This window comes from Rhizobium phaseoli, from assembly GCF_001664385.1.
GTDB lineage: Bacteria > Pseudomonadota > Alphaproteobacteria > Rhizobiales > Rhizobiaceae > Rhizobium > Rhizobium phaseoli.
Genome location: NZ_CP013532.1, coordinates 3,819,127 through 3,845,708, shown reverse-complemented (window position 1 = coordinate 3,845,708; position 26,582 = coordinate 3,819,127). Strand labels below are relative to the sequence as shown.

Genomic DNA, 26,582 nt, shown 5'->3' with positions numbered 1-26,582 from the left:
TTCTCGTTGGCGGAGACGAAATAGACGGCTCGGTCAAAGCCTGCCTGTCGGCAGCGAAAGCGATGAGTTACCGAGTTGCGCTGGCCTGATCGAGGGGGCTTGCTCCAGCGCGCCCTTGCTCCCACCCGCACGCTCGGGCATTGTTCCGGCATGAGGAGAATTTTCATTTTGTTGTTGGCGTTCTGGCCGGGCTTTGCCCTGGCCGATCAGACCTTCTATCCGGCGAAATCGGGCAGGGCCGGGGCGCCGGTGCTGACCGTTTATTCCTCGCTCGACCAGCCGCTGGCGCAGCCGATGATCCGGGGTTTTCAGGAGGCCAATCCCGATGTCGCGGTCAGGTATGAGGACATGCTGACCGGCGAAATCTACGACCGGATCGTCGGGGAGACGGATGCCGGCGGCAAGACGGCGGATTTTGCCTTCTCCTCGGCGATGGACCTGCAGGTGAAGCTCTCGAATGACGGCTATGCGCAGGTCAGCAATCTGCCGATGAGCGCCGCCTGGCCGAAATGGGCGAACTGGCGCAACACCGCTTATGCGCTGACCTTCGAGCCGGCGGTCTTCGTCTATCACAAGCCGAGCTTCGCGCATGAGCCGGTGCCAAGTTCGCGGGCGGAATTCGTCGACTATCTGAAGCGCAAGGGCAATGCGGTCTATGGCCGGATCAGCACCTACGATATCGAGCGGTCCGGTGTCGGCTTTCTGTTCATGGCGCGCGACCAGGAGCAATTCGGCGACATCTGGTCGGTGATCGGCGCGATGGGCGCGGCCGGCGTCAAGCTTTACTCGACGAGCTCGGCGATCCTCGAACGCGTTGCCGACGGGCGCTTCGTGCTCGGCTACAATATCCTCGGCTCCTACGCCGCCGACTGGGCGTCGCGGCATCCCGATGTCGGCATCGTGCTGCCGAAGGACTATACGGTGGTGATGTCGCGGATCGGGCTGGTGCCGCAGGCTGCCGCCGAGCCGGAGCTCGGTCGCCGCTACCTTACCTTCTTCATGTCGAAAGAGGGCCAGACGATCATGGCGCGTGAGCTGCAGATCCCCGCGGTGAGTCCCGAGGTGGCCGGCGAGAATACTGCCAATACGCTGCAGGAGCTGCTCGGCGCCCAACTTCGGCCAGTGCCTGTCAGCCCCGGGCTGATGGTCTATCTCGACCAGGTGAAGCGGGCGCGGCTGATCGCGCACTGGAACGAGGTCCTGCGGGCGCAGTGAAAGGCTCCCAGCGAAGACGACGCGTGCAATTACGGCAAAAAAGTGTCCTTTCCTCCTGGATATCTGGCCGATGTCAGCTAGATGACAGCTTGTTGTGGTGGCTTTGGCTACTTCTTCTCCGTGGAGGCGGAGAACTGAAGTCTTGGGAGGTCTTCCGCTCGTCATTCAGGACAACTGTGTCCGCCGGCCGGCTACCCCTCCCGATTCCCTGGAGAATAACAGGCGGTGCGCTCAGCCGCCGACGGAGGACACATCGTGAAGCATACGTTCATCGCAACCATCATCGCAGCGGCGATCGCTCTGCCCGCCTATGCGGCCGACTACACCATCATCGCGCCGGCTGCGCCCGGCGGCGGCTGGGACCAGACGGCTCGTTCGCTGCAGACAGCGCTGCAGCAGGAGAAGATTTCCGGCAACGTCCAGGTCCAGAACGTCCCCGGCGCCGGCGGCACCATCGGGCTGGCGCAGTTCAGCAGCCAGGCCGCCGGCAACCCGAACTCGCTGATCGTCGGCGGCTATGTCATGGTCGGCGCTATCCTCACCAACAAGTCGCCGGTGACGCTCAAGAACGTCACACCGATTGCTCGCCTTACCGGCGAATATGAGGCCGTCGTCGTTCCCGCCTCGTCCGATATCAAGACGATGGCCGATCTGGTCGCGGCGCTGAAGAAGGATCCAGGCGCCGTTTCCTGGGGCGGCGGCTCGGCCGGCGGCACCGACCACATCACCGTCGGGCTGATTGCCAAGGCCGCCGGCGTCGACCCGACCAAAATCAACTATGTCGCCTTTTCCGGCGGCGGCGAAGCACTTGCCGCCATTCTCGGCAGTCAGGTTACAGCCGGTGTATCGAGCTACAGCGAGTTCGAATCGCAGGTGAAAGCTGGCACGCTGCGTCTTCTCGCGGTTTCCAGCGACAAGCGCATCGACGGCGTTGATGCGCCGACGCTGAAGGAAGCCGGCACCGATGTCAGCATCCAGAACTGGCGCATGGTCGCCGCTGCCCCCGGCCTGTCGGCAGAGCAGGTCGCGGCCATCACCTCCGATTTCGAGAAACTGCACGGCTCCGCCACCTGGCAGGAAACTCTGAAGACCAAAGGCTGGGCCGACACCTATCTGTCCGGAGACGCCTTCAAGGCGCAACTCGAAAAGGATGTCGCCGCCACCGAAGGCATTCTCAAAGAGATCGGACTTGTTCAATGAGCGGGGATAACACCTCCTCGGCAACCACACGCCGCCCTGATTGGGCGGCGTTCATCATTGCCGCTTTCCTCTTTGTCGTCGCCGGCGTGATGTTCTGGGATGCATCGCATCTGAAAACAATCGCGCAGTACGACCGCATCGGCCCGGCAACGATGCCCGAAGTGGTGGCCTTCGGCCTATTCTGTCTTGGGATCTGGACCGTCGCCGAAGCCTGGCGCGGCGAGTTTCCGGAACGCGATCGGCAGGAAGTGGCGCCGGTCATCTGGATCGTTGCCGGTCTTGTCGGACAAATGCTGCTCTTGCGCCTTGCCGGCTTCTCGATCGCCACCGGCCTGCTGTTTGCATTCACGGCACGCGGCTTCGGCAAACGCAAGCTCTGGATCTCGCTGCCGTTCGGCATCGTCTTCAGCTTCGTCGTCTGGGCGATCTTCTCGCAGCTGCTGCAGCTGACGCTGCCGGCCGGCCCGCTCGAACGCCTGTTCTTCTGACAGCGCGGATGCGCTGTCGGCACTTTTGATTTTGCGCAGCGCCGGATCGGGTAACGCACGGCCGGGAACGCGCTTGGGATATCAAGATGAGCACATTCGAATTCCTATGGCAGGGGATCCTGGTTGCGATGCAGCCGATGAACCTGGTTTATGCGCTGGTCGGCGTGACGCTCGGCACTGCCGTCGGCGTGCTGCCCGGCATCGGACCTGCACTCACCGTGGCGTTGCTGTTGCCCGCCACCTATAAACTCGACCCCGGCGGTTCGCTGATCATGTTCGCCGGCATCTATTATGGCGGCATGTATGGCGGTTCGACGACCTCGATCCTCTTGAACACGCCAGGCGAAAGCGCCTCGATCGTCACGGCGCTCGAGGGCAACAAGATGGCGCGGGCCGGGCGTGGTGGGCCGGCGCTGGCGACGGCGGCGATCGGTTCTTTCGTCGCCGGCCTGATTGCGACACTCGGGCTCGCCTTCATCGCACCCTATATCGTCAAGCTGGCGCTGGTCTTCGGACCGCGTGAATATTTCGCACTGATGGTGCTCGCCTTCGTCACCGTCTCCTCGGCTTTCGGCGATTCGGCGCTGCGGGGGCTGACCTCGCTGTTCATCGGCTTTGCCCTTGCCATGGTCGGCATCGACCAGCAGACGGGGCAGGCCCGGCTTTCCTTCGGCATACCCGACCTGCTCGACGGCATCGAAGTGACGACGCTGGCGGTGGCGATGTTCGCAATCGGCGAGACGCTTTATATCGCCGCGCAGGGCAACCGGGGCGAGGACAAGGTCGAAGCCGTCAAGGGCTCGCTGTGGATGAACGCGCAGGACTGGGCGCGCTCGTGGAAGGCGTGGCTGCGCGGCACGTTGATCGGCTTTCCGATCGGCGCCATGCCGGCGGGCGGCGCCGAAATCGGCACTTTCCTCTCCTATGCGACGGAAAAGCGGCTGGCCAAGAACCCCGAGGAGTTCGGCCATGGCGCGATTGAAGGCGTGGCCGGCCCGGAGGCGGCGAACAACGCGTCTGCGGCTGGGACGCTGGTGCCGCTGCTGACGCTCGGCCTGCCGACGACGGCGACGGCGGCGATCATGCTGGCCGGCTTCCAGCAATATGGGCTGCAGCCCGGGCCGCTGCTGTTTGCCACCAACCCGCAGCTCGTCTGGGGTCTGATCGCCAGCCTGCTCATCGCCAATGCGATGCTCCTCGTCCTCAACCTGCCGATGATCGGGCTCTGGGTAAAGCTGCTGACGATCCCGAAGCCGTGGCTCTATGCCGGCATTCTGCTGTTTGCGACGCTCGGGACGATCGGTGCCAATCCGTCGGTGTTCGAGCTCGGCATGCTGCTGGCGTTCGGCCTGCTCGGTTACGTGATGCGGCTCTTCGGCTATCCGATTGCGCCGACGGTTGTCGGCCTGATCCTCGGGCCGCTTGCCGAACAGCAGCTGCGCCGGGCGTTGGCGATCAGCCAGGGCGACGTCACGACGCTGGTCATGTCGCCGATCGCCGCCGGCCTGCTCATTGTCGCCGCAGCCGCCTTCCTTATCCCGCTGATCCTGCGGCTGCGGGGCCGCGGACAGGTGCTTGCGCAGCTGGCGGCAAACGAAGACTAAAAGACAGACTTACCCCTGCCTCAAGGCCGGCCATGGAGACATGCGCCGGCTTCTTCTTTTTGCATGGCTGAGGTGATTTTCCGTGCATTGTGCTGCGGGACGGACGGCCCCACTTACAGCTGGTCAATCGTAGAACGAGAGTAAAACACAATGTCCGCTATCCGCAGTTCAATCCGCACCGGTTTCCTTGGCCGTGCATTTGCCGTGCTCGGCGCCGCAAATGCGGTCAGCGCCGCTGTCGAAGCCGGCCGCCGGCCGCGCGCCCGCGACCTCAGGGAACTCGGCATCGACCCGGCCTCTTTCGATCAGGTCAGCCGCTGAAATCTTCAAGGCATGCATGAACGAAACTGCCCGCAACCGGATGGTCGCGGGCTTTTTTTTGATATCGTCAGGCGTGAAGTTCTTCCTGCCGGGGCGCGTGATCTTCCCGCTCGCGCCTGTTGTGGCGGATGGATGACCAGAGCGACAGGCCGATCAGGGCGGCGCCGCCAAGGCCGGTGATCACCTCGGGGATGTGCACCAGGGTCTGCGCATACATGATCACTGCGAGGATCAGGATGGCATAGAAGGCGCCATGCTCGAGATAGCGGTATTCGGCAAGCGTTCCCTTCTCCACCAGCATGATCGTCATCGAGCGCACGTACATGGCGCCGATGCCGAGGCCGATGGCGATGACGAAGAGGTTCTGCGTCAAGGCAAAGGCGCCGATGACGCCGTCGAAGGAGAAGCTGGCATCCAGCACCTCCAGATAGATGAAGGCGCCGAGGCCGCCCTTGGCGGCCGCGCTCATCGTCTGCTGCGACGCATCGAGCAGCTCGCCGACGACCTCGACCGCCAGGAAGGTGAGCAGGCCGTAGATGGCGCAATGGACGAAGATGCTGGCTTCCTCGCCGCCGATCAACCAGGAGAAAACAAGCATCAGCGCCAGCACGAAGGCGATCTCGATGCCCCTGATGGTCGCCGAGCGCGCCATCACCTTTTCCAAGCCGCGCAGCCAATGGATTTTCTTCTCGTGGTCGAAGAAATAGCTGAGGCCGACCATCATCAGGAAGGTGCCGCCGAAGGCGGCGATCGGCAGATGCGCATCGTTCATGATGCGGGCATATTCTTCGGGCTCGCGGGCAGCCAGCACCAGCGCGTCCCAGGGACCGATCCGTGCCGCGATCGCGACGATCGCCAGCGGAAAGACGATGCGCATGCCGAAGACGGCAATGATGATGCCCCAGGTGAGGAAGCGCTTCTGCCAGAGCGGCGTCATCTCCTTCAGCTTGTTGGCATTGACGATGGCATTGTCGAAGGACAGCGAGATCTCGAGCACCGCAAGCACGGTGCAGATGAAGAAGACGGTCGCCATGCCGCCGATGGTGCCGGTCGTCTGCCAGCCGAGCACGGCGCCGAGAACAAGGCCGAGCGCGGTGACGATGAAAGCCCAGCGGAAATAGCCGAGCGAGGATTTATGGGTTGCAGATTGATTCATGGCCGCACCTCCCGGCCGCAAATCTTGTTGGAGAGCTTTGAGAGCGAAAAACGCGGCATGCCACAACGGGCATGCTGGCAAGGCATGGTGAGCATTTTCATCGATGAAAAATCCGCCGGCTAAGCTGCAGGCGGTACCGACATCACGAGAGCGCCGTAAAAACTCTCGCCAGAGGGGCCCGGCACCAAACGTTGCCCGCAGCCGATGTCTGGAAGGCTGCGGACAGGCTCTAGGTAATCAACTTCCCGGCGCAGTCAAGGCCGTCGTCGCAGGTCGATCGGCCGATTTTTTGGGAACCATCCCGGCGCCCGCTCGTTAAGCTCTGGTTGAGCTGAAAAGGAGGCCGATGATGCACACTTCGACCCATGTTCCGGACAAACGCACGGAGGCGTCAGACCGCATGAAGCGGGCGAAGCCGAACCGCATGCAGAAGGCGCAGGTGTTGCCGCCGCATCACGTCGACCTGACGCTAACGCCTGGCGTCATTCATGACATCCATGTGCCGGCGCATGTGACCGGCGCTGATCTTTCGAAAGGCGGCCCCGACCTGAAGGGCCACACCGAAACCAAGAAATAACGCCTATTCCAGCGGCCTCTTCAGCGCCTGCCGGCAGATTTTCGAAACAGGATGAGGAACATATGACGATCACCTTTGTGCCCCGCGACATCGCCATCCGGCATGAAAACGAATGGCAGGCTATACGCGAGGCGGCGGACGAACGCATCGATATCGGCAAACGCCAGAAGCCGCTTGTCTCGTCCATTCCAGGCTCGGCATTGGCTGGGAAAAACGATTCTTCGGCCGCACGCGCCGAATGAGCAGTAGACCCATCATGTCGAGACGGCGCCCGGCATGATGCCGGGCGTTTTTCTTTCTGTCGCTGTTCATCCCGGTCGGCACGTTTTGCGGCGCCATTCACTCGCTGGCTAATTTATGGCTTCGGATTCGTTCGGCTTTTCCTTCACGACGATTGCAGCTTCCGTGCAGGCCTTGCCGTCTGACGCCCGGCCTGTCGATTCCATTCGTGGGAAAGATCGGGTGTGCAAGCATCTTCAGTCGCCGCGCCAACCTTTCGGAAAGGATTGGCCGGCGATAATCCCGGCCTCACGGGAATCGGACAGATGGCCAAGACAGCGACACGCGGCCGCCGCAAGGCGCCGGCGAGAGGAAAGAGCAAAGCGCGCAGCGGCGGCGGATTGCTGCCCTGGGCGGTGATCGGCATTGCCGCGATCGGCGGCATTGTTGCTCACGACCATTGGAAGAGCATTCAGCCGCTGCTTGCCCGCCAATCGGCGCCGGCTACGCGGGAAACGGCGGAGCCGAGGCCCGTCACCAGGAGGGATGTTCCGCCGAAGCAGGTGGCGCTTGCCGCGCCGACGCCGAAAACGGCGCCGGCCACCGCGCAACCGTTGCCGCCGGCCGCCATCCCGACACCGGCCATCCAGCCGGTCAAGGCGGTTCCGGCCACGATCTCTTCCGGGGCTGCGGAAACGGGAACGGCCGCCTTCGGCTATTGCGGGCAGGGCGCCCATATCAACTGCGTCGGCGACGGCGGCGTCTTCTGGTACAAGGGCGAGAAGATCGTCATCGCCGATATGGCAAGTCCGGTGGTCGACCGGGCGCGCTGCGATGACGAGCGGAGGATCGCCTTTGCCGCCAAGTCGCGCCTGCTGACGCTTCTGAACGCCGGGGCCTTCACCATGAATGCGGCGGGCAAGACCGACGCTTCCGGCGCCCCGCGCGTCGTTTCGCGCGATGGGCGCTCCTTTGGGGCGCAGCTGATCAACGAGGGGCTGGCGCGCAAGCCAGGAGCGGGCGGCGCCTGGTGCGCCTGATCTTCGTTACTTGCCCTTTTTCACCAGTTTGCCGCCGGTGCGGAAGCTGCCGGTGAAGGAGGAATCCTTGCTTTCGGCCGTGCATTCGATCGCGATCGGCTTGCCGGCGTAGGGATTGCCGAAGGTGCAGAAGCCGGCGACCTTGACCTGACCGGTCATCTTGTTGCCGACGCCCGTGGTGACGAGGCTGAGCGGCAGGCGGGCATTGCCATTGGAGGCGGGCTTGATCCCGGCGCCGTCGCCCTGGAAGCCGAGTGCCTTGCCATCCGACGTGAAGATGAACGTCACCGAGCCGTTGGCCAGCGTAACGCTGGCAAGCTCGTCCTTGCAGCCTTTTGTGGCGTCAAACTTGGCGACGACGAGCTTGGCGCATTTGCCGGCAAGGGTAATGACGCCGGCTGCGCCGGGAAAAGTTTCGGCGGGAGAGGCCGGCGCGGCGGCGGCCGGCAAGGCAAGGGCGGCGGATAAAAATGCGGCGGCGGCAAGCGCGGATAAGTTCATTTCGATTTCAAACCCCATGTGCTGGCGAGGCGAATCACTGCCTCATCCTCGATTCGCCATGGCATGGTTCTGTGTCCGAATTTGGTTCCGCTGTCGCCGCGGCCTGAGATTCTCGCCGGCTGCGGTTGATCAGCGATCGACGGCAAATGGGAAGAAAAGCCCGTTGAGCTTGCTTCGGCAAGGGCGTCGCCGTCAGGCATCGACAACAAGCCGACAGGATATGACGGTGGCAAGGCACTCGTCGAGCGCCTGCCGTCTTGAATGCACTGTCTGATCAGGGGGAATGGGTCCAGGCAGGGAAGTCCAGACCCATTCTTTCCCGATCGGAGGTCAGTCGGATCAGGAATTTGCGGCTGCCGGACGAGCCGGCAGCCCTTTTTATTAGAATGCGCGCTGCAGGCGGAAGTAGCCCGAGGTGACGTCTTCAGCATTGTCCGGATCGAGGTACTGAACCGAAACCTTGGCCGAAAGGTTGTCGACGATCTGGTAGTCGATCGTTACGCCGGCCTTCCAGGCGTCAACGTCGTCGTTGAACTCGCCAGCAGTGACGCCGTAGTTGTTGTAGTACTGAACAGCCGGGGTGATCTTCAGCTTGTCAGTCGCCTTGATGGCGTATTCAGCAGCGATCGCCCATTCGGCCTTGTTGTAGTAGGCGTTCGGGTTGGATGCGTAGACGACTGCGAGGCCGAGCGTGCCCGGGCCGACGGCAACCGTACCCATAGCGCGGACGGCGCCTTCTTCGTTGTCGGTGTCGTAACCAGCCGTGATCTGGTAGCTGAAGGCACCGGCCTTGCCGCCGAGACCAATGGCAACGCCGACGTTGTTGGCGGTTTCGCCGTTGTAGAACGGGCTGTCTTCCAGCTCGTCAACGCTGATGCCAGCGTAGAAGGCGTCGGTTTCGTACTGATAACGCAGCGAGTTATGCAGCGTGACCGGAGAACCGATATCGTCGGTTTCGCCCGAGAGGCCATCGTCCCACCAGCTGTAGAACAGACCAGCGCGGAAGCCGGCGATGTCGAGGTAAGCAGAGTCGAGCTGGGCCTTCTGGGCCGAAGCGTTGTCAGCATTGAACTGCATGACGATGACGCCGGTCAGCGGACCGTACTCGGTGTCGCTCTTGGCGGTGAACTGAACCTGACCGCGCGTACGGGCGTCCCAGTCGGAGTCGTTGGCAACAGAACCGCCGCCGCCGGCGCCAATCGAGCTGGCGTTCGGAGCAACGTCAACCTGGAAACGGATGTAGCCGTTGATCTTGAGGCAGGTTTCGGTGCCGGGGATGTAGAAGTAGCCGGTGCCGTAAGCGTCGCAGACGCGAACATATTCAACCGGTTCCGGCTCGGCAGCAACGATAGCGTCAGCCGCCTGAGCGCCGGATACTGCTGCGAGAGCAGCAGCGGAGCCGAGAAGAAGGCCCTTGATGTTCATGAAATAACCTCCAGTTCAGATGCGAGAGGATGAAGACCGTTGCCATCGGCAGTCCCTACGGATCTTCACCCCGTGTGAGCGAAGCGGCACCTTTTTGACCAGGTGCCTGCCTCGCCGCGGTAGTTACATGGAGGATGTTGCGCCGCAATAACGATCTCGATCATGACAGCAGGCCGGTGTTGTTATGTTGCTGAAACAACACGCGTTTTGTCATCTGTTCGTCACAAAGTCGGCACTTCCTGATGCTTGATCAACGAGGGGCTGAAGCTTGAAAACGCTAATGCAAGTGACGGGCGTGTGAGCATATCCTCATATCCTGTCGCGCCGTCGCTGTGATCTGCGCGAAATCCGGGGATGCGCATAGGTAACTGCGATGAGCATGATCGGAGCGTGGCAAGCGACACCGGGACCGCGGCGCTTTCGTTGTCTGCCTTTTTATCTTTTTGCCGTGGGTGCGGAAGCTACCGGGACAGAGGAGTGGCGACGACCAGTCCGGCGCACTTGCGGGAAGCGTAATGACCCGGGGGGGCGCCGGGAAGTGTCTCAGGCGTGGAGGCAGCCTTGGCAAAGGCCGGCAAGGCGAGGACGGCGGCAACAAGGGCCGCGGGTGCCGGGACGAAAAATCTCCTACCCACTGTCTGCGCGGCGAACCGGCCGTGTGCTGGAAGGTCAGCGGCGGCGAACGCCTGTGCCCAAGAATTCACTCCAGGGTGGCTTCCTTGCGGGACACATTGCCGCTCACATCGATGTCACTGCCCAACATCGCACTGCCGGTCAGGTCGACACCGTAGTCCACGAGATTCTGACGCGTCAGGTGAAGCACAATCCGGCCGGCCTGCTCGACCGGCCTGCCACGCATATGGGAGACGACGTACTCGGCGGTGACGGGGTAGCGTCCCTCAGGAAGGCTGACACCCTTTGCGAGGGAAATCTTGTCGTTGGAAACCACAAGAGTTTTGCGTCGTTTGATGACCTGGGCCAAGTCTGAAACTCCTACTGGGAGCAGGTGTAGCACACCCGCAAGCCGCGATGTAAAAAGGCCTCTCGATTTCTCGAAAGGCCTTCTAGCTCAAGCAATCTGGATGGTGGGCGTGACAGGGATTGAACCTGTGACCCCTACGATGTCAACGTAGTGCTCTCCCGCTGAGCTACACGCCCATCCGATGGCGGCGCATAGATCACAAAACCTTTGGAGCCGTCAATAGGCTTTTTTCAGTTTTGTGACGCGCCGCCCGGCAAGCCTTATGCGGCAAGCATTTTGTTGACCTCGTCGACGAGGTCGCGCAGGTGGAAGGGCTTGGAAAGGACCTTGGCATCCTTCGGCGCCTTCGAATCAGGGTTCAGCGCCACGGCGGCAAAACCGGTGATGAACATCACCTTCAGGTCGGGATCGAGTTCGGTGGCGCGGCGCGCCAGTTCGATGCCGTCCATCTCGGGCATGACGATATCGGTCAGCAGCAGGGAAAACGGCTCCTCGCGCAGCCGGTCATAGGCGCTGGCGCCGTTATCATAAGAAAGGACCTTGTAACCGGCCTTTTCCAGCGCTTTCACCAAGAAGCGGCGCATGTCGTTGTCGTCTTCGGCGAGAAGTATCTTCTGAGTCATCAATCCAGACCGCTGATCAATAGGTTTTGGGTGGGCTGCCAGCCGTTTACACTAGTCGTTGCCCGGTAAACAACCGGTGAATTGCCTGTGCGTGATTGCCATCCCTCCTACATAGTATGGACTTGGGGCCGGGCAACTGGCAACATGGCCGAAGCAGTCAGTTCATGACATGGTAAAGAGGGCCGAAAGTGCCGGAAATCCGCGAATACGAGCTTTTCGAGGTCCATGAGCCCGTGTCGCAGACCATTCCCTTCGTCTACAACTCCCCCCATAGCGGCCGCATTTATCCACCGGAATTCATCGCCCAGTCGAGGCTCGAAGGCATCGCTATCCGCCGTTCCGAGGATCATTACGTCGATGAGCTCTTCGGTTCGGCCGTCACTCTCGGCGCGCCGCTTCTCGCCGCCAACTTTCCGCGCGCCTATCTCGACGTCAACCGCGAGCCCTACGAGCTTGATCCCAGGATGTTCGACGGGCTGCTGCCGCCCTATGCCAATGTCAATTCGCTGAGGGTTGCCGGCGGGCTCGGCACCATTCCGCGCATCGTCGCCGAGAACATGGAGATCTATGCGCGGCGCCTGCCGGTGCAGGAGGGGCTGGATCGGGTCGAGGCGGTCTACAAGCCTTACCATGCGGCGCTGCGCCGGCTGATCGCCCGCACCCATGTGCAGTTCGGCTTCGGCGTGCTGATCGATTGCCACTCGATGCCAGGCAATGTGCGCGTCGCCGGCTGCACCGGACGGCCCGATTTTATCATCGGCGATCGCTACGGCACCAGCGCTTCGGCCGAGCTTTCACGCGCCGCCATCGCCATCCTTGAGGAAATGGGCTTTGCGGCGATCCGCAACAAGCCCTATGCCGGCGGTTTCATCACCGAACATTACGGCCGCCCCTCGCGCGGCCTGCATGCATTGCAGATCGAGGTGAACCGGGCGATCTATGTCGATGAAGTGACGCTGGAGAAGCGCGAGGATTTTGCCGCGGTGGCCGACGCCGTGACGGCCTTCATGCAGCAGATGGCGGATTACGTCGAAAAGTTCGCCGGCGACCGGGCGCTGGCCGCCGAATAAGCTCTCTGTCAAATTGGGATTTTTAAATGGCCGCCGTCTTTCGCAAGGGCCAAAAAAGAACCGCGCTTGTCAGCGCGGCTAAGTCTAGGGAGGAAACACCCAAGGAGGGTATTTACAGTCAGAAGACTGTACCGAAGACGCTACTATTGCATTGCACAAATGTCAAGCAATATATTGCGCTGCGATATCTTTGGGCAGTACGTCCGAAATTGCCCGCTGCGTTTGCATTCCCGCCACGTTTCGCTATGAAAGCCCCGTTCCCGCCAGCCAAAGGGTGCCACCATGCTTCCTGACCGTTCGTTCTTCAATCGTCTGGCGGAGGCCGCCCGCGCCGAGACGCTGCCGCGCTTCCGCTCCGGCCTCGATGTCACCAACAAGCTTTCCTCGGGATTCGATCCGGTAACGGAAGGCGACCGGGCGGCCGAGCTCGCCATCCGGGCGCTGATCGAGGAACATTTCCCCGATCACGGCATTCTCGGCGAGGAGCACGGCAATGTCGGGCTTGACCGGGACCATGTCTGGGTGATCGATCCGATCGACGGAACCCGCGCCTTCATCGCGGGCGTACCGGTCTGGGGAACGCTGATCGGTCTGCAGAAGAAGGGCCGGGCGATCATGGGGATGATCGAACAGCCTTTTACCGGCGAGCGCTATTTCGCCGACGAAAACGGTTCGATCTACAGCGGGCCGGAGGGCGAACGGCGGCTGGTGACGCGCCGGTGCGACAGGCTTTCGGACGCCATCCTGTTCACCACCTCGCCGCATCTCTTCGGCGGCGCGGAGATGGAAAAATACCGGGAGATCGAGAGCCAGGTGCGGCTCTTCCGTTACGGCTGCGACTGCTATGCCTATGCGCTGCTTGCTGCCGGCCATGTCGATCTCGTCATCGAGAACGGCCTCAAGCCCTATGATGTCGGCGGCATCATTCCCGTCATCGAGGGCGCGGGCGGCATCATCACCACCTGGGACGGCGGCCGGCCGGAAAATGGCGGCTCGATCATCGCCGCAGGCAGCCGGGCGGTCTATGAGCAGGCGATGGCCGTGCTGCAACGCTAATCCCTTGACCGGCCATCCCCGGTCAGCTTGGTCAATCCCGCGGTGAGTTCGGCTGATCCCCGGTCGGTTCCTGATCCGGGCTCACGTGCCGAGGGCGGCCACATCCTGGTTCTCCTCGGCATCGCTGCCGGGAATGAAGGCATGGAAGGCCGCCAGCGCCGCAGCGCGGTAGATATCCCGTTCCTGAAAGATTTCATGGCGGGCGCCGTTGATCGGCACGAGCTGACCGGCGCGGAAATAGCGCGAGAGCCGCTCTTGTGCGGTATAGGGAACGACGCCGTCACGCGTCGGGGCGATCACGATGGTCGGGATGGTGATCGAAAAGAGATGGTTGGGTGAGGTGACCCGATCCATGGTGCGGAACGCCTCGGTGAGCCAGCGGGCGGTCGGCGGACCGAGCGTCAGCTCCGGATGAGCCTTCATCATTGCGACATTGCGGTCGAAGCGGTGCTCGTCCGAAGTCAGCGGGTTGTCGCTGAAATCAGGCTCCTTCAATTTCGAGGTCAATGGCAGGAAACCAAGGCCGAGAGCAGTCAGCGTGCCGGCAAGGGTACGGATGACACGTGGCGAGGCTGCCTGGCCGGTCAGGCCGATGAAGGGGGCGGACAGCACCATGCGGTCGATGCGGGTGGTCAGATAAGGCGCGGCCGACAGCGCGATCAGCCCACCGGTGGAATGGGCGAGCAGGTAGAAAGGCAGGCGCGTATCCGGCAGCACCACCTTCTCGAGGAAGGTGTCGAGATCGTGCTCATAATCGGCAAAGCGGCGGATGTGACCGTGATTGCGGCGCTTCATCAGCCGCGGCGAACCGCCCTGGCCGCGCAGATCGAAGGTCGCGACCCAGAGGCCTTTCGCCGTCAGGTCGCGGATCGTCTCGAAATACTTCTCGATATATTCGTTGCGGCCATGGAGAATGACCACGGTGCCCTTGGCGACCTGGCCGCCGGAGCGAAAGACGGCGTAACGCAACTGGTGGCCATCATGGGTTTCAAAATACCCTTCCGTGCGGTTTTCCGGGGCGGGATTGTCGGGCGTCGAATAGAGAACCTGATCCATGACTTTGCCAATGCGCCGCTGCTGACTGCTTCCCCATCAGGGATAGCGCATGGCTCCCGGCTTGGAAAGCGGCGGCTCCGCAAAGCGGCGGGAGAAAAGGGCCGGCAGGAGCATGAGGGTGCCCGCAGCCGGCCTAAGTTAAGGCTGAAGAAGAAGGGACGATGCACTTCAGCCGTCGGGACCAGATTTACCCGACGCTGCAATCTCTAGGCGCATGCGTCTGAATGCGTTCCGAACCGGCCGTTCATGCGGGGTTCACGGGCCGTTCAAGGCGATTTCGAAAGGGTCTTGAACTCCGCAAATCCCATCACCATCTCCTTGCTGCGGGTGCCAAGAAGGGCCCGCGCAACCGTCCCGGGGCCGCCAAACATGGGGTTTCAGGGACAATTTATCGCAACACGTCGCTTCCATAGGAGGACATCATGCGTCACGTAGACTTCTCTCCCCTTTATCGCTCGACGGTCGGTTTCGACCGGCTGTTCACCATGCTCGACAGCCTTGCCCAGCCGGAGCAGGCGCAGACCTACCCGCCCTATAATATCGAGCGCACCGGTGAAAACACCTATCGCATCACCATGGCAGTTGCCGGTTTCGACGAGACCGAACTTTCGATCGAAGCCCATGCCCATGTGCTATCCGTGAAGGGTGAAAAGAACGAGGACACCGCCGAAGGCGGCGAATTCCTCTACCGCGGCATTGCCAAGCGCGCCTTCGAGCGCCGCTTCCAGCTTGCCGACCATGTCGAGGTGACCGCCGCTTCGCTGAAGAACGGCCTGCTGCACATCGACCTTCTGCGCAATATTCCCGAGGCCATGAAGCCCCGCAAGATCGCGATTGCCGCAGAGCCGGTCGAGGCTCCGAAGGCCATCGAGGCGCAGGTCGTCAACCGCTGATCATCATCCTGTTTGGGTAGATGGACGGCGCTCCGCTTGGGGCGCCGTTTTTTATTGCCGCTTGCTTTATTGCTGTTCAGGCCGGGCTGGCGGCGTCCTTGATCTGCTGGTCGGTTGCGCGGCGGGCCGCTGCGGCGGCATATTTCTGGGCGATGACGGCGCAGACCATCAGCTGGATCTGGTGGAAGAGCATCAGCGGAAGCACGATCGCGCCGATCGATTGGCCGGCAAATATGACGTTTGCCATCGGCACGCCGCTTGCGAGACTTTTCTTGGAACCGCAGAAGGTGATGGTGATCTCGTCGGCCTTGCCGAAGCCGAGCCGGCGGCTGACGAACATCGTCAGCACCAGCACTATCCCCAGAAGCACGGTGTCGGCGACGATGACGACGGCGATATCGGCGACTGAGAAGGTATGCCAGAGTCCCTCGACGACTGCCTTCGAGAAGGCGAGATAGACGACCATCAGGATAGAGCCGCGGTCGACGGGCATCAGAATCTTCTTCCTGGCGCGAATCCAGTCGCCGATCCAGGGCTGCAGGATCTGGCCGGCGATGAAGGGGGCAAGCAGTTGCAGCAGGATCTGCTGAAGCGCGTCGAGGGAGAAGCCGCCATGGCCGCCTACGGAAAAGAGCAGGCCGACGAGCAGCGGCGTCAGAAACATACCGAAAATATTCGAGGCGGAGGCCGAGCAAATGGCGGCAGGCACGTTGCCGCCTGCCATCGAGGTGAAGGCGATGGATGACTGCACCGTCGACGGCAGCACGCAGAGGAAGAGAATGCCGAGATAGAGCGGCTGCGGCAGGATCGTATCCGGGATGAAGCCGAGCGCCAGGCCAAGCAGCGGGAAGATGCCGAAAGTCGTCAGCAGGATGAGGAGATGCAGGCGCCAGTGCAGCAGGCCTGCTATGACGACATCACGCGAGAGGCGGGCGCCGTGCAGGAAGAACAGGGCGGCGATGGCGAGATCGGTGGCAATGCCGAAATAATCCGCGAAGGTGCCGCTTGCCGGAAACAGCGAGGCGAGGATGACGGTGCAGACAAGCAAGCTGGTGAAGGTATCGGGCAGAAAGCGGCGCATGGGCGGTCTCGCGGCAAAACAAGATTGGTTATTGTTCTGTCGTCCATTATGATCCAGGATGCAAGAAATAACAGTTATCAAGAAGCTGGATTTCATGCTTGACCTTTCGCAATTGCGCAGTTTCGTCGCCGTCGAACAGATGGGCAGTTTCACACTCGCCGCGGAAAGGCTGGGTCTCGGGCAATCAACGGTCAGTCAGCATATTCAGCGGCTGGAGGCGACGCTCGGTCGCAAGCTTTTGGCGCGCGACACGCACAAGGTCATGCTGACCGGCGATGGCGAAGCGCTGCTGACGCATGCGCGCGCCATGCTGTCGATCGAGGGGCAGGTGCAGTCGCTGTTTAAGAGCAACAGCCTGCGCGGCAGCCTGCGGCTCGGCGTCTCGGAGGATTTCGTTACCAGCCAGTTGCCGGCGGCATTGGAGGATTTCGTTCGGTCGCATCCGTCCGTCGACCTGGAATTGACCGTGGCGCTTTCCGGCGTCCTTTACGAAATGCAGGACAATGGCGACATCGATCTGGTGCTTGCCAAGCGTCGGCTCGGTGATGCGCGCGGCAAGCTCGTCTATCGCGAGCCGCTGGTCTGGCTGGCGCGCGATCCCGAACGCGTGCTCGCCTCCGGCCCGCTGCCGCTGATCGCCTTCCCGCCGCCGAGCGTGACGCGGGCGATCGCCCTGGAGGCGCTCGGGCGCAACGGCGTGTCGTGGCGGATCGTTTGTACCTGCGGCAGCCTCAGCGGGCTGACGGCGGCGGCGCGGGCCGGGATGGGTGTGCTGGTGCAGCCGCGCAGCATGGCGCCATCGGGGTTGAAAGAGATCGCCGCAGGAAAATTGCCGGCGCTGGAGGACGTGGAATTCGTACTCGTGCCGCGCAAGGGCGCCGACCAGGCGCTGGTCGCCGCACTTTCGGACGATATTCTGCAAAAAGTCAGGGGGCTGAGGTCGGCGTGAGCCATCGTCGGCACCGGGAGCCTGCCCGGCGGCGAGCTCGGCCGATCAGGCGGCCAGGCACTTCAGGAAACCATCCACGTCCGCTTCCGTGGTCGCAAAGCTGGTGACGAGACGGATCAGGGTTTCGCCGTCGGCGACGAGTTCGGGCATTGCCGCAGGCACCGGCCATGCGTAGAATTTTGCCCCCCTTTCCTCGGCGGTTTTTGCCGCGCTTTTGCTGATGACGGCAAAGACTTCGTTTGACGCGGTCGGCCAGGCGAGCCGGGCGGCGTTGCTGGCGCCGATGCCGGCGCGCAAGCGGTCGGACATGCCGTTGGAATGGCGAGCGAGGTCGAGCCAGAGGCCGTTTTCGAAATAGGCATCGAACTGGGCGGCGATGAAACGCGACTTGGAGAAGAGTTGGGCGGCGCGCTTGCGGATGAAGGGCATTTCGCGCGCCCGCTCCGGATCGAAGAAGACGATCGCCTCGGCGCACCAGCAGCCGTTCTTGGTGCCGCCGAAAGAGAGCATGTCGACGCCGCGCTTCCAGGTCATTTCGGCCGGGGTGGCGCCGAGCGCAATCAACGCATTGGCGAAGCGGGCGCCGTCCATATGGAGCGGCAGGTTGCGCTTTCTCGATATGGCGGCGATCTCGCCGATCTCCGGCAGTGAATAGACGGTGCCGATCTCGGTTGCCTGAGTGATGGTGACGGCGCTGGCACGGCCGTGACGGAGGGCGTCCTCGGGAAAGTTTGCGATCTTCGCCGAAAGCTTGGCGGGATCGATCTTGCCGGCTTCGCCGTCGACGGCGACAAGGCGGGCGGAACCGGAGAAGAATTCTGGCGCACCGCATTCATCCTCGATCACATGCGCCTCGGAATGGCAGAAAGTAATGCCGCCGGGGCGCTGGACGCTTGCCAGCGACAAGGAATTGGCGGCGGTGCCGGTGGCGACGAAGAAGACGGAAACCTCACGCTCGAAGATCTCGCAGAAACGGGTCTCGATCTTTTTGTCGAGATCGCCGGCGCCATAGGCCGGGGCAAAACCGGCCGATTCCGCCAGCAGGCGTTCGGCAATGGATCTGTGGGCGCCGGCCCAATTGTCGGATGCAAAGAACATAGCGGAGACCGTGAGGAGTGAAACAGGTTGGGAGGTTCGCAGCGGACATTACGTCAATCGTTTACGCGATCAAGGCTCTTGCCGACAATCCATCACGAAAACTGAATGGCGCAATCACTAGATAAAATATTCAGCGCTTGCGTAATTTTATTTCGTGATTGCGACTGATTTGGTAATCTTCCTTCGCAAAATGACGATTTTTGGGGCGGCGCTCTTGCGAAGCCAAATGCTTTCTGGCATAGAGCAGATGAATTAGGACAGTGTTGCTGTCCTATTTTGGCCATTGCGGCCGAAGAGGCGCCGAAAGCCCTGGAACGGGCGGGCTTTCACGCTATAGTTCTCCCGAGCGCCAAGCCCCAGGGCGGGCGGCGCGCGGAGGCGAATGGCAGGCGCGGAACGCGACGGTTTGCTTTCCCTAAAAGCAGATGTCTGCGGCGATCTTCACAATGCAACAGCGCTGTCATGCGTCGACCCTATCTTCGGGTTGCGGCGCATGACGAAAAGCCGCCCGCGGCCCGCGGGTTTCGACAGGAGGAAAGACGATGACGAAGACGCCATCCATGGAATTTGACCGATTTGCCGCTGCTGAGGCGCGCGCGACGGCCAATATGTCCAAATCCGCCTCCGGCCTGCCGAAGAAACAGGGCCTCTACGATCCCCGCAACGAGCATGATGCCTGCGGCGTCGGCTTTGTCGCGCATATGAAGGGCGAGAAGTCGCACCAGATCGTCAAGGACGGCTTGTTCATTCTTGAGAACCTGACGCACCGCGGCGCCGTCGGCGCCGATCCGCTGATGGGCGACGGTGCCGGCATCCTGGTGCAGATCCCCGACCGCTTCTTCCGCGAGGAGATGGCCGGGCAGGGGATCACGCTGCCGCCGGCCGGCGAATATGGCGTCGGCCATATCTTCATGCCGCGCGATGAAAAGCAGATCGAGCACTTCAAGAAGGTGATCAAGGACGTCATCGAAGAGGAAGGCCAGGTCCTGATCGGCTTCCGCGACGTGCCGGTCGATAATTCCTCGCTCTCCAAGGCGCCGGCAATTGCCGCGACCGAGCCGCATCATGTGCAGGTCTTCATCGGTGCTGGCGAGGATGCCGAGAACAACGACGAATTCGAGCGCCGGCTGTTTACGCTGCGCAAGGTGATCTCCAACCGCATCTATGACGAGTTCGACGGCGAGGAAAGCAATTTCTATCCGGTGTCGCTGTCGTCGGCGACGGTGGTCTACAAGGGCATGTTCCTGGCCTATCAGGTCGGCGCCTATTATAAGGACCTGTCGGACCCGCGGTTCGAAAGCGCGGTCGCCCTCGTGCACCAGCGTTTCTCGACCAACACCTTCCCGTCGTGGAAACTCGCCCATCCCTATCGCATGGTCGCCCATAACGGTGAGATCAACACGCTGCGCGGCAATGTCAACTGGATGGCGGCGCGCCAGGCCTCGGTTTCCTCGCCGCTGTTCGGCGAAGACATCTCCAAGCTCTGGCCGATTTCCTACGAGGGACAGTCGGACACGGCCTGCTTCGACAATGCGCTCGAATTCCTGGTGCGCGGCGGCTATTCGCTGGCGCATGCGGTGATGATGCTGATTCCGGAAGCCTGGGCGGGCAACCAGTCGATGGCGGCCGAACGCAAGGCCTTCTACGAATATCATGCCGCATTGATGGAGCCGTGGGACGGGCCGGCTGCCGTCGCCTTCACCGACGGCAAGCAGATCGGCGCGACGCTCGATCGCAACGGCCTGCGGCCGGCGCGCTACCTCGTGACCGATGACGACCGTGTCATCATGGCGTCCGAAGCCGGCGTGCTGCCGGTTCCGGAGGAAAAGATCATCCAGAAGTGGCGCCTGCAGCCGGGCAAGATGCTGCTGATCGACATGGAAGAAGGCCGCATCATCTCCGACGACGAGGTGAAATCGCAGCTTGCGACGGCACATCCCTATCGCAGCTGGCTCGACCGCACCCAGCTCATCCTCGAAGAGCTGAAGCCGGTGGAGCCGCGGGCGCTGCGCCGCGACGTGTCGCTGCTCGACCGCCAGCAGGCCTTCGGCTACACGCTCGAGGACACCCGCATCCTGATGTCGCCGATGGCGACGACAGGTCAGGAAGCGATCGGCTCGATGGGCACGGATACGCCGATCTCGGCGATGTCGGAAAAGCCGAAGCTGCTTTACACCTATTTCAAGCAGAACTTCGCGCAGGTGACGAACCCGCCGATCGACCCGATCCGCGAAGAGCTCGTCATGAGCCTCGTCTCCTTCATCGGCCCGCGCCCGAACATTCTCGACCATGAAGGCATGGCGAATGCCAAGCGCCTCGAAGTGCGTCAGCCGATCCTGACCAATGGTGACCTCGAGAAGATCCGCTCGATCGGCCATACGGAAGACCGGTTCGACACCAAGACGCTCGATTTCACCTATGATATCGAGCGGGGTGCTGCCGGCATGCCCGAGATGCTCGACCGGCTCTGCGAGCGCGCCGAGGCAGCCGTCAAAGGCGGCTACAACATCATCGTGCTCTCCGACCGTCAGATCGGACCGGATCGAATCGCCATTCCGGCGCTGCTGGCAACGGCGGCAGTGCACCATCACCTGATCCGCAAGGGGCTTCGCACCTCGGTCGGCCTCGTCGTCGAGACTGGTGAGCCGCGCGAAGTGCATCATTTCTGCCTGCTCGCCGGCTACGGTGCCGAAGCGATCAACCCCTATCTTGCCTTCGACACGCTGCTCGACATGCATGCCAAGGGGGAGTTTCCCAAGGAAGTGGACGCCTCGGAAGTCGTCTACCGTTACATCAAGGCGGTCGGCAAAGGCATCCTCAAGGTCATGTCGAAGATGGGCATCTCGACCTATCAGTCCTATTGCGGCGCGCAGATTTTCGATGCGATCGGCCTGTCGTCGGAACTGGTCGACAAGTACTTCTTCGGCACCGCGACGATGATCGAAGGTATCGGCCTCGAGGCGATCGCCGAAGAGACCGTCGCTCGCCACAACGCTGCCTTCGGCAAGGATCCGCTGCTTGCGACGACGCTCGACATCGGCGGCGAATATGCCTATCGCATGCGCGGCGAAAGCCATGCCTGGACGCCGGATGCGGTGGCAGCGCTTCAGCATGCCGTGCGCGGCAATGCCGAGGATCGCTACCGCGAATTCGCCGAGATGGTGAACAACACGGCGCTGCGCATGAACACGATCCGCGGGCTCTTCAATATCAAGAGCGCCGAGTCGCTCGGCCGTAAGCCGGTGTCGATCGACGCTGTCGAGCCGGCGGCCGATATCGTCAAGCGGTTCTCGACGGGCGCGATGTCCTTCGGCTCGATTTCCCGGGAGGCGCATACGACGTTGGCGATCGCCATGAACCGGATCGGCGGCAAGTCGAACACCGGCGAGGGCGGCGAGGAATCCGACCGCTACATGCCGCTCTCCGATGGCTCGAGCAATCCGGAACGTTCGGCGATCAAGCAGATCGCGTCGGGCCGCTTCGGTGTCACGACCGAATATCTGGTCAATGCCGATGTGCTGCAGATCAAGGTGGCGCAGGGCGCCAAGCCCGGCGAAGGCGGCCAGTTGCCCGGTCACAAGGTCGATGCGACCGTCGCCAAGACCCGCCACTCGACGCCGGGTGTCGGCCTGATCTCGCCGCCGCCGCACCACGACATCTATTCGATCGAGGATCTGGCGCAGCTGATCTACGATCTGAAGAACGTCAACCCGACGTCCGATGTCTCGGTCAAGCTCGTCTCCGAAGTCGGCGTCGGCACGGTTGCCGCCGGCGTCGCCAAGGCGCGCGCCGACCATATCACCGTCGCCGGCTTTGACGGCGGCACGGGTGCATCGCCGCTGACCTCGCTCAAACATGCCGGCAGCCCGTGGGAAATCGGCCTTGCAGAAACCCAGCAGACGCTGGTGCTGAACGGCCTGCGTTCGCGTGTTGCGCTGCAGGTGGACGGCGGTCTGAAGACCGGCCGCGACGTCATCATCGGGGCGCTGCTCGGCGCCGACGAGTTCGGCTTCGCTACCGCGCCGCTGATCGCGGCCGGCTGCATCATGATGCGCAAGTGCCATCTCAACACCTGTCCGGTCGGTGTGGCGACGCAGGATCCGGTGCTGCGCAAGCGCTTCAAGGGCACGCCGGAGCACGTCATCAACTACTTCTTCTTCGTTGCCAACGAAGTGCGCGAAATCCTCGCTTCGCTCGGGTTCACCCGGCTCGACGAGATCATTGGCGCCTCGGAGCTGCTGGAGAAGGACGAGATGCTGGCGCACTGGAAGGCCAAGGGTCTCGACTTCAGCCGCATCTTCCACAAGGTCGACGCCGCCAAGGAAGAGACCTTCTGGACGAGCCGGCAGCAGCACCCGATCGACGATATTCTCGACCGCGTGCTGATCGAGCAGGCTCAGCCGGCGCTGACCGACAAGACGCCCGTTGCCTTCGAGGTCGACATCAAGAATGTCGATCGCTCGGCGGGCGCGATGCTGTCCGGCGAAGTCGCCAAGCGCTTCCGCCATCGCGGGCTGAAGGAAGACACGATCAATGTGACGCTTCGTGGCACGGCAGGCCAGAGCTTCGGCGCCTTCCTGGCGCGCGGCGTCACCTTCAATCTGATCGGCGACGGCAACGACTATGTCGGCAAGGGACTTTCGGGCGGCAAGATCATCATCCGGCCGCCGGAAAACTCCAGAATCATCGCCGAGAACTCGATCATCGTCGGCAACACCGTGCTTTACGGCGCGACCGAGGGCGAATGCTACTTCCGCGGTGTGGCGGGCGAACGTTTCGCCGTCCGCAACTCGGGAGCGATCGCCATCGTTGAGGGTGTCGGCGACCATGGGTGCGAATATATGACCGGCGGTGTCGTCGTCGTGCTCGGCGCCACCGGCCGCAACTTCGCGGCCGGCATGTCCGGTGGCGTTGCCTATGTGCTCGATGAAGCCGGCGATTTTGCCAGCCGCTGCAACATGGCGATGGTCGAGCTCGAGCCGGTGCCCGAGGAGGATGACATGCTGGAGAAGCTGCATCATCACGGCGGCGATCTCATGCACAAGGGACGCGTCGACGTCTCGGGCGACATGACCCGCCATGACGAGGAGCGCCTTTACCAGCTGATCTCCAATCATCTGCACTATACGGGCTCGTCCCGCGCCAAGCAGATCCTCGATCACTGGGCCGACTACCGTCCGAAGTTCCGCAAGGTCATGCCGGTCGAATACCGCCGTGCGCTTGAGGAAATGGAGCGCAGCCGGATGGGTATCGCCGCCGAGTGATTTGCACCGGGATATTCGCCACGGGCTGATTGCGGGTGGCGAATATCGGAAACGTCTCGATGATCCGTGACGATCATGCCGACGGCCGATGCCGTCGAGATCGACCGGAAGTTTCAGGGGATATGTTCCAATGACGGTCAAGAGAAGCAACCCGCCCGGAATGCCGGGACTGACGACAGACAATTGGCCGCGGATGAGGCGGTCATGAGGGTAAGGGACGAAGAGATGGGTAAGGTAACAGGGTTTCTGGAAATCGACCGGCAGGTGGCGAAGTACCAGCCGGCGTCGGATCGTATCCGCCATTTCCGCGAATTCACGATTCCGATGTCGGATCCGGAAGTGCAGAAACAGGCCGCGCGCTGCATGGACTGTGGCATCCCCTATTGCCACGGCCCCACCGGCTGCCCGGTGCACAACCAGATTCCCGACTGGAACGACCTCGTCTACAACAACAACTGGGAAGCGGCGATCCAGAACCTGCATTCGACCAACAACTTCCCGGAGTTCACCGGCCGCGTCTGCCCGGCGCCTTGCGAGGAAGCCTGCACGCTGAATCTCGAAGATGCGCCTGTTGCCATCAAGACGGTCGAGCAGGCGATTGCGGACAAGGCCTATGAACTCGGCTTCATCCGGCCGCAGCCGGCCACCGTTCATACCGGCAAGAAAGTGGCCGTCATCGGCTCCGGTCCGGCGGGCATGGCGGCGGCCCAACAGCTCGGCCGCGCCGGCCATGAGGTGCATGTTTATGAGCGTGAGACCAAGCCGGGCGGCTTGTTGCGCTACGGCATTCCCGATTTCAAGATGGAGAAGAACTTCATCGATCGCCGCGTCGAGCAGATGAAGGGCGAGGGCGTCACCTTCCATTGCGGTGTCAATGTCGGCGTCGACGTCAAGGTCGAGCAGCTGCTCGCCGATCACGACGCCGTGCTTTATTGCGGCGGCTCCGAGACCCCGCGTGAGGCGGGCATTCCGGGCATCGACCTTGCCGGCGTGCATGATGCCATGCCCTATCTGGTGCAGCAGAACCGCCGCGTCGGGCGCGAGAACATCGACAGCGTCGGCTGGCCGTCGGATCCGATCCTGGCCGGCGCCAAACATGTTGTCGTCGTCGGTGGCGGCGATACGGCATCGGACTGCGTCGGCACGGCGTTCCGCCAGGGCGCCGTCAAGGTCACCCAGCTCGACATCCGGCCGCAGCCGCCGGAGAAGGAAGACAAGCTCGCCGTCTGGCCTTTCTGGGCGACGAAGATGCGCACCTCCTCCTCGCAGGCCGAGGGCGCCGTGCGCGAATTCCAGGTGGCGACACTCGAATTCATCGGCGAAGACGGTGTGCTGACAGGCGTCAAATGCTGTGAGGTCGATGAGCGCCGGCGGCCGGTTGCGGGCACGGAATTCGTCATCCGAGCCGATCTCGCCTTCATCGCCATCGGTTTCCGCGGCCCGTTCACGACAAGCGTGCTGAAGGAGCTCGAGGGCAAGCTGACGCTCAATACCGATAAGCGCGGCTCGACCAACGTCGTCGCCAACGACCGGGACTACAAGACCTCGGTCGACAAGCTCTGGACGGCGGGCGACGTGCGCCGCGGCCAGTCGCTGGTGGTCTGGGCGATCCGCGAAGGCCGCCAGGCTGCCCGCGCCATCGACGAGGCTTTGATGGGCTCGACCGTGTTGCCGAACTGACGGGCGGCTCACCCAGACTCAGCAAGAGACGAACTCCGCCTGTGAACTGACCCCCGAAGGTTGTTGCCCAACTTTCGTGGGTCAGTTCACAGGCGGAATTTTTTATGGAGTCGCGTCCGGAACGGCGCTTTGTTGCCGGTGCGACCGCTTGACGCGCCGGGCTTCCCCGCAAGCCTCGAGCAATGCCCGCACATGAAGCTTGCGGCGGACGCGGGCTCAGGAGGAGCCGGCGGCGACCGGAGCGGAGGTGCCCCGCCGTTTCGGCCAAGGCATTTCACCATCGGCCGCGGCACTGGGGATATTGACCGCCGCGAATGATCGACAAGGATTTTTCAAATGGTTTCCGCGCTTGACAGCACACGGGTGGTTTCGGCCCAATATGCCCTGAAGAACCTCCGCAATTCCGACGACGACTCGCAGGATACGCAAAGTTCGTCGGCGGCCAGTATCCTGAGCAGCTACGGGCTCGATCCGAGCTCCGCATCGCTTCTTTCCAACCAAGCGCTGTCGGGACTGCTCGACACGCTTTCATCCCAGAGCGACACGACTGAAGAAACCGATGCGACGGGTGACCGCGCGGATATCACCAGCGCCTCCTTCATGGCGATGCTGAAGCAGCAGTTGCAGGAAGCCGCCGCCGCAGAGGGCGAGAGCGGCAAGGCTCATAATATGCTGGCGGCGCTGGAAGCAGGCACGCTCACCATCTCCGATCCGACACAAGGCGTGTCGGTCGCCGCCTGGGACGTCGACGATCCTGATGAGGCAGACACGGAAAGCAAGGCCGGCAAGGCGATTGACGTCAGCGGCTGGAGCGATTTCCTGAATACACATCTGGAGCGTGGTTCCGACGGCGCCTTCGTCAAGGAAAACGGCAGCTATGTCGACCAGACGACCGACAGCAATGCCTTCTTCGGCCTGATCGGTTCGAACTATTATTATCTGAGCTGGCCACAGGCGGCGGCAAAGTGAAGGCAATAAAGACCGGCTAGAAGGGGATGATTTCAGGCCAGTTCGGCCTATCATCCCCTTCTAGCTTCTGTGATCAAAGCATGACCTGGTCCGAAAGCAGCCGACACGTTTCGGC

At 62.3% G+C, this 26,582-nt stretch carries 23 protein-coding genes and 1 tRNA gene; 15 read left to right on the top strand and 9 right to left on the bottom strand.

What is annotated here, in order from left to right; all coding sequences use genetic code 11:
- Positions 1-168: 168 nt before the first annotated feature.
- From AMC88_RS18510 to AMC88_RS33690, 5 genes are all read left to right on the top strand, one after another.
- Positions 169-1,215 carry an ABC transporter substrate-binding protein gene (locus tag AMC88_RS18510; protein ID WP_041683771.1) on the top strand — a complete coding sequence of 349 codons (1,047 nt, stop codon included), beginning with the start codon at positions 169-171 and terminating at the stop codon, positions 1,213-1,215.
- 255 nt (positions 1,216-1,470) lie between these two features.
- The gene (locus AMC88_RS18505) at positions 1,471-2,415 is read left to right on the top strand and encodes a Bug family tripartite tricarboxylate transporter substrate binding protein (protein ID WP_012485215.1); all 945 of its coding nucleotides are present in this window, start codon (positions 1,471-1,473) and stop codon (positions 2,413-2,415) included.
- A complete protein-coding gene (locus AMC88_RS18500; protein WP_012485214.1) occupies positions 2,412-2,903 on the top strand; it encodes a tripartite tricarboxylate transporter TctB family protein in 492 nt (163 codons plus the stop codon). Before AMC88_RS18505 ends, AMC88_RS18500 begins: the two co-directional genes overlap by 4 nt.
- Before the next feature lie 86 nt (positions 2,904-2,989).
- A complete protein-coding gene (locus tag AMC88_RS18495) occupies positions 2,990-4,507 on the top strand; it encodes a tripartite tricarboxylate transporter permease (RefSeq protein WP_004677843.1) in 1,518 nt (505 codons plus the stop codon).
- 150 nt (positions 4,508-4,657) lie between these two features.
- Positions 4,658-4,828 carry a hypothetical protein gene (locus tag AMC88_RS33690; RefSeq protein ID WP_010022899.1) on the top strand — a complete coding sequence of 57 codons (171 nt, stop codon included), beginning with the start codon at positions 4,658-4,660 and terminating at the stop codon, positions 4,826-4,828.
- Between the two features lie 67 nt (positions 4,829-4,895).
- Here the strand turns inward: AMC88_RS33690 and AMC88_RS18490 are convergent, their stop codons facing one another.
- On the bottom strand, positions 4,896-5,984 hold the full coding sequence (locus AMC88_RS18490; protein ID WP_041683770.1) for a DUF475 domain-containing protein: 1,089 nt from the start codon (positions 5,982-5,984) through the stop codon (positions 4,896-4,898).
- A 346-nt stretch (positions 5,985-6,330) separates the two neighbouring features.
- Between AMC88_RS18490 and AMC88_RS18485 the strand changes: the two genes are divergently transcribed.
- The 3 genes from AMC88_RS18485 (at position 6,331) to AMC88_RS18475 (ending at position 7,820) form a co-directional block, all read left to right on the top strand.
- Entirely contained in the window at positions 6,331-6,561 is a 231-nt protein-coding gene (locus AMC88_RS18485) for a hypothetical protein (protein ID WP_010008599.1), read from the top strand.
- Positions 6,562-6,623: 62 nt separating this feature from the next.
- Positions 6,624-6,803: a hypothetical protein gene (locus AMC88_RS18480; RefSeq protein ID WP_004677836.1), complete on the top strand. Its 180-nt coding sequence runs from the start codon at positions 6,624-6,626 to the stop codon at positions 6,801-6,803.
- Between the two features lie 303 nt (positions 6,804-7,106).
- On the top strand, positions 7,107-7,820 hold the full coding sequence (locus AMC88_RS18475) for a hypothetical protein (RefSeq protein ID WP_012485211.1): 714 nt from the start codon (positions 7,107-7,109) through the stop codon (positions 7,818-7,820).
- Positions 7,821-7,826: 6 nt separating this feature from the next.
- On the opposite strand, the gene AMC88_RS18470 is transcribed toward AMC88_RS18475, so the two are convergent.
- The 5 genes from AMC88_RS18470 to cpdR1 all read right to left on the bottom strand — a co-directional run bounded on the left by AMC88_RS18470 (position 7,827) and on the right by cpdR1 (position 11,351).
- Entirely contained in the window at positions 7,827-8,321 is a 495-nt protein-coding gene (locus tag AMC88_RS18470; protein WP_012485210.1) for a hypothetical protein, read from the bottom strand.
- Between the two features lie 381 nt (positions 8,322-8,702).
- Positions 8,703-9,746 (bottom strand): porin, encoded by a 1,044-nt coding sequence (locus AMC88_RS18465; protein WP_012485209.1) that lies wholly within the window; start codon positions 9,744-9,746, stop codon positions 8,703-8,705.
- Between the two features lie 700 nt (positions 9,747-10,446).
- Positions 10,447-10,728 (bottom strand): hypothetical protein, encoded by a 282-nt coding sequence (locus AMC88_RS18460; RefSeq protein ID WP_210256201.1) that lies wholly within the window; start codon positions 10,726-10,728, stop codon positions 10,447-10,449.
- A gap of 101 nt (positions 10,729-10,829) precedes the next feature.
- Positions 10,830-10,904 (bottom strand) — tRNA-Val (locus AMC88_RS18455).
- An 84-nt stretch (positions 10,905-10,988) separates the two neighbouring features.
- Positions 10,989-11,351, bottom strand: coding sequence for a response regulator CpdR1 (gene cpdR1 / locus AMC88_RS18450; RefSeq protein WP_003542883.1), 363 nt, complete (start codon positions 11,349-11,351; stop codon positions 10,989-10,991).
- A 188-nt stretch (positions 11,352-11,539) separates the two neighbouring features.
- Between cpdR1 and AMC88_RS18445 the strand changes: the two genes are divergently transcribed.
- On the top strand, positions 11,540-12,421 hold the full coding sequence (locus AMC88_RS18445; RefSeq protein WP_010009312.1) for an N-formylglutamate amidohydrolase: 882 nt from the start codon (positions 11,540-11,542) through the stop codon (positions 12,419-12,421).
- A 282-nt stretch (positions 12,422-12,703) separates the two neighbouring features.
- A complete protein-coding gene (gene hisN / locus AMC88_RS18440; protein WP_004677817.1) occupies positions 12,704-13,477 on the top strand; it encodes a histidinol-phosphatase in 774 nt (257 codons plus the stop codon).
- A gap of 81 nt (positions 13,478-13,558) precedes the next feature.
- Here the strand turns inward: hisN and AMC88_RS18435 are convergent, their stop codons facing one another.
- Complete coding sequence (locus AMC88_RS18435; RefSeq protein WP_012485198.1) at positions 13,559-14,533, bottom strand: alpha/beta fold hydrolase; 975 nt, start codon at positions 14,531-14,533, stop codon at positions 13,559-13,561.
- A 422-nt stretch (positions 14,534-14,955) separates the two neighbouring features.
- On the opposite strand from AMC88_RS18435, the gene AMC88_RS18430 reads away from it, so the two are divergent.
- A complete protein-coding gene (locus AMC88_RS18430; RefSeq protein WP_012485197.1) occupies positions 14,956-15,426 on the top strand; it encodes an Hsp20 family protein in 471 nt (156 codons plus the stop codon).
- Positions 15,427-15,502: 76 nt separating this feature from the next.
- Here AMC88_RS18430 and AMC88_RS18425 read toward each other — a convergent pair whose 3' ends face one another.
- Complete coding sequence (locus AMC88_RS18425; RefSeq protein WP_012485196.1) at positions 15,503-16,507, bottom strand: bile acid:sodium symporter family protein; 1,005 nt, start codon at positions 16,505-16,507, stop codon at positions 15,503-15,505.
- A 94-nt stretch (positions 16,508-16,601) separates the two neighbouring features.
- Here AMC88_RS18425 and AMC88_RS18420 point away from each other — a divergent pair, with 94 nt between their 5' ends.
- Positions 16,602-17,456, top strand: coding sequence for a LysR family transcriptional regulator (locus tag AMC88_RS18420; RefSeq protein ID WP_004677809.1), 855 nt, complete (start codon positions 16,602-16,604; stop codon positions 17,454-17,456).
- Between the two features lie 45 nt (positions 17,457-17,501).
- Here the strand turns inward: AMC88_RS18420 and AMC88_RS18415 are convergent, their stop codons facing one another.
- Entirely contained in the window at positions 17,502-18,554 is a 1,053-nt protein-coding gene (locus tag AMC88_RS18415) for a threonine aldolase family protein (protein WP_012485195.1), read from the bottom strand.
- Positions 18,555-19,096: 542 nt separating this feature from the next.
- On the opposite strand from AMC88_RS18415, the gene gltB reads away from it, so the two are divergent.
- The 3 genes from gltB to AMC88_RS18400 all read left to right on the top strand — a co-directional run bounded on the left by gltB (position 19,097) and on the right by AMC88_RS18400 (position 26,467).
- Positions 19,097-23,818 (top strand): glutamate synthase large subunit, encoded by a 4,722-nt coding sequence (gene gltB, locus AMC88_RS18410; RefSeq protein WP_012485193.1) that lies wholly within the window; start codon positions 19,097-19,099, stop codon positions 23,816-23,818.
- 225 nt (positions 23,819-24,043) lie between these two features.
- The gene (locus AMC88_RS18405; RefSeq protein WP_004677801.1) at positions 24,044-25,498 is read left to right on the top strand and encodes a glutamate synthase subunit beta; all 1,455 of its coding nucleotides are present in this window, start codon (positions 24,044-24,046) and stop codon (positions 25,496-25,498) included.
- 336 nt (positions 25,499-25,834) lie between these two features.
- The gene (locus AMC88_RS18400; RefSeq protein ID WP_012485192.1) at positions 25,835-26,467 is read left to right on the top strand and encodes a hypothetical protein; all 633 of its coding nucleotides are present in this window, start codon (positions 25,835-25,837) and stop codon (positions 26,465-26,467) included.
- The last annotated feature ends 115 nt before the right edge of the window (positions 26,468-26,582 follow it).

Coding starts and splice junctions, on each gene's coding strand:
- AMC88_RS18500 (WP_012485214.1), top strand. CDS start 2,412: ATGAGCGGGGATAACACCTCCTCGGCAACCACACGCCGCCCTGATTGG.
- AMC88_RS18495 (WP_004677843.1), top strand. CDS start 2,990: ATGAGCACATTCGAATTCCTATGGCAGGGGATCCTGGTTGCGATGCAG.
- AMC88_RS33690 (WP_010022899.1), top strand. CDS start 4,658: ATGTCCGCTATCCGCAGTTCAATCCGCACCGGTTTCCTTGGCCGTGCA.
- AMC88_RS18490 (WP_041683770.1), bottom strand. CDS start 5,984: ATGAATCAATCTGCAACCCATAAATCCTCGCTCGGCTATTTCCGCTGG.
- AMC88_RS18485 (WP_010008599.1), top strand. CDS start 6,331: ATGATGCACACTTCGACCCATGTTCCGGACAAACGCACGGAGGCGTCA.
- AMC88_RS18480 (WP_004677836.1), top strand. CDS start 6,624: ATGACGATCACCTTTGTGCCCCGCGACATCGCCATCCGGCATGAAAAC.
- AMC88_RS18475 (WP_012485211.1), top strand. CDS start 7,107: ATGGCCAAGACAGCGACACGCGGCCGCCGCAAGGCGCCGGCGAGAGGA.
- AMC88_RS18470 (WP_012485210.1), bottom strand. CDS start 8,321: ATGAACTTATCCGCGCTTGCCGCCGCCGCATTTTTATCCGCCGCCCTT.
- AMC88_RS18465 (WP_012485209.1), bottom strand. CDS start 9,746: ATGAACATCAAGGGCCTTCTTCTCGGCTCCGCTGCTGCTCTCGCAGCA.
- cpdR1 (WP_003542883.1), bottom strand. CDS start 11,351: ATGACTCAGAAGATACTTCTCGCCGAAGACGACAACGACATGCGCCGC.
- hisN (WP_004677817.1), top strand. CDS start 12,704: ATGCTTCCTGACCGTTCGTTCTTCAATCGTCTGGCGGAGGCCGCCCGC.
- AMC88_RS18435 (WP_012485198.1), bottom strand. CDS start 14,533: ATGGATCAGGTTCTCTATTCGACGCCCGACAATCCCGCCCCGGAAAAC.
- AMC88_RS18430 (WP_012485197.1), top strand. CDS start 14,956: ATGCGTCACGTAGACTTCTCTCCCCTTTATCGCTCGACGGTCGGTTTC.
- AMC88_RS18425 (WP_012485196.1), bottom strand. CDS start 16,507: ATGCGCCGCTTTCTGCCCGATACCTTCACCAGCTTGCTTGTCTGCACC.
- AMC88_RS18420 (WP_004677809.1), top strand. CDS start 16,602: ATGCTTGACCTTTCGCAATTGCGCAGTTTCGTCGCCGTCGAACAGATG.
- AMC88_RS18415 (WP_012485195.1), bottom strand. CDS start 18,554: ATGTTCTTTGCATCCGACAATTGGGCCGGCGCCCACAGATCCATTGCC.
- gltB (WP_012485193.1), top strand. CDS start 19,097: ATGACGAAGACGCCATCCATGGAATTTGACCGATTTGCCGCTGCTGAG.
- AMC88_RS18405 (WP_004677801.1), top strand. CDS start 24,044: ATGGGTAAGGTAACAGGGTTTCTGGAAATCGACCGGCAGGTGGCGAAG.
- AMC88_RS18400 (WP_012485192.1), top strand. CDS start 25,835: ATGGTTTCCGCGCTTGACAGCACACGGGTGGTTTCGGCCCAATATGCC.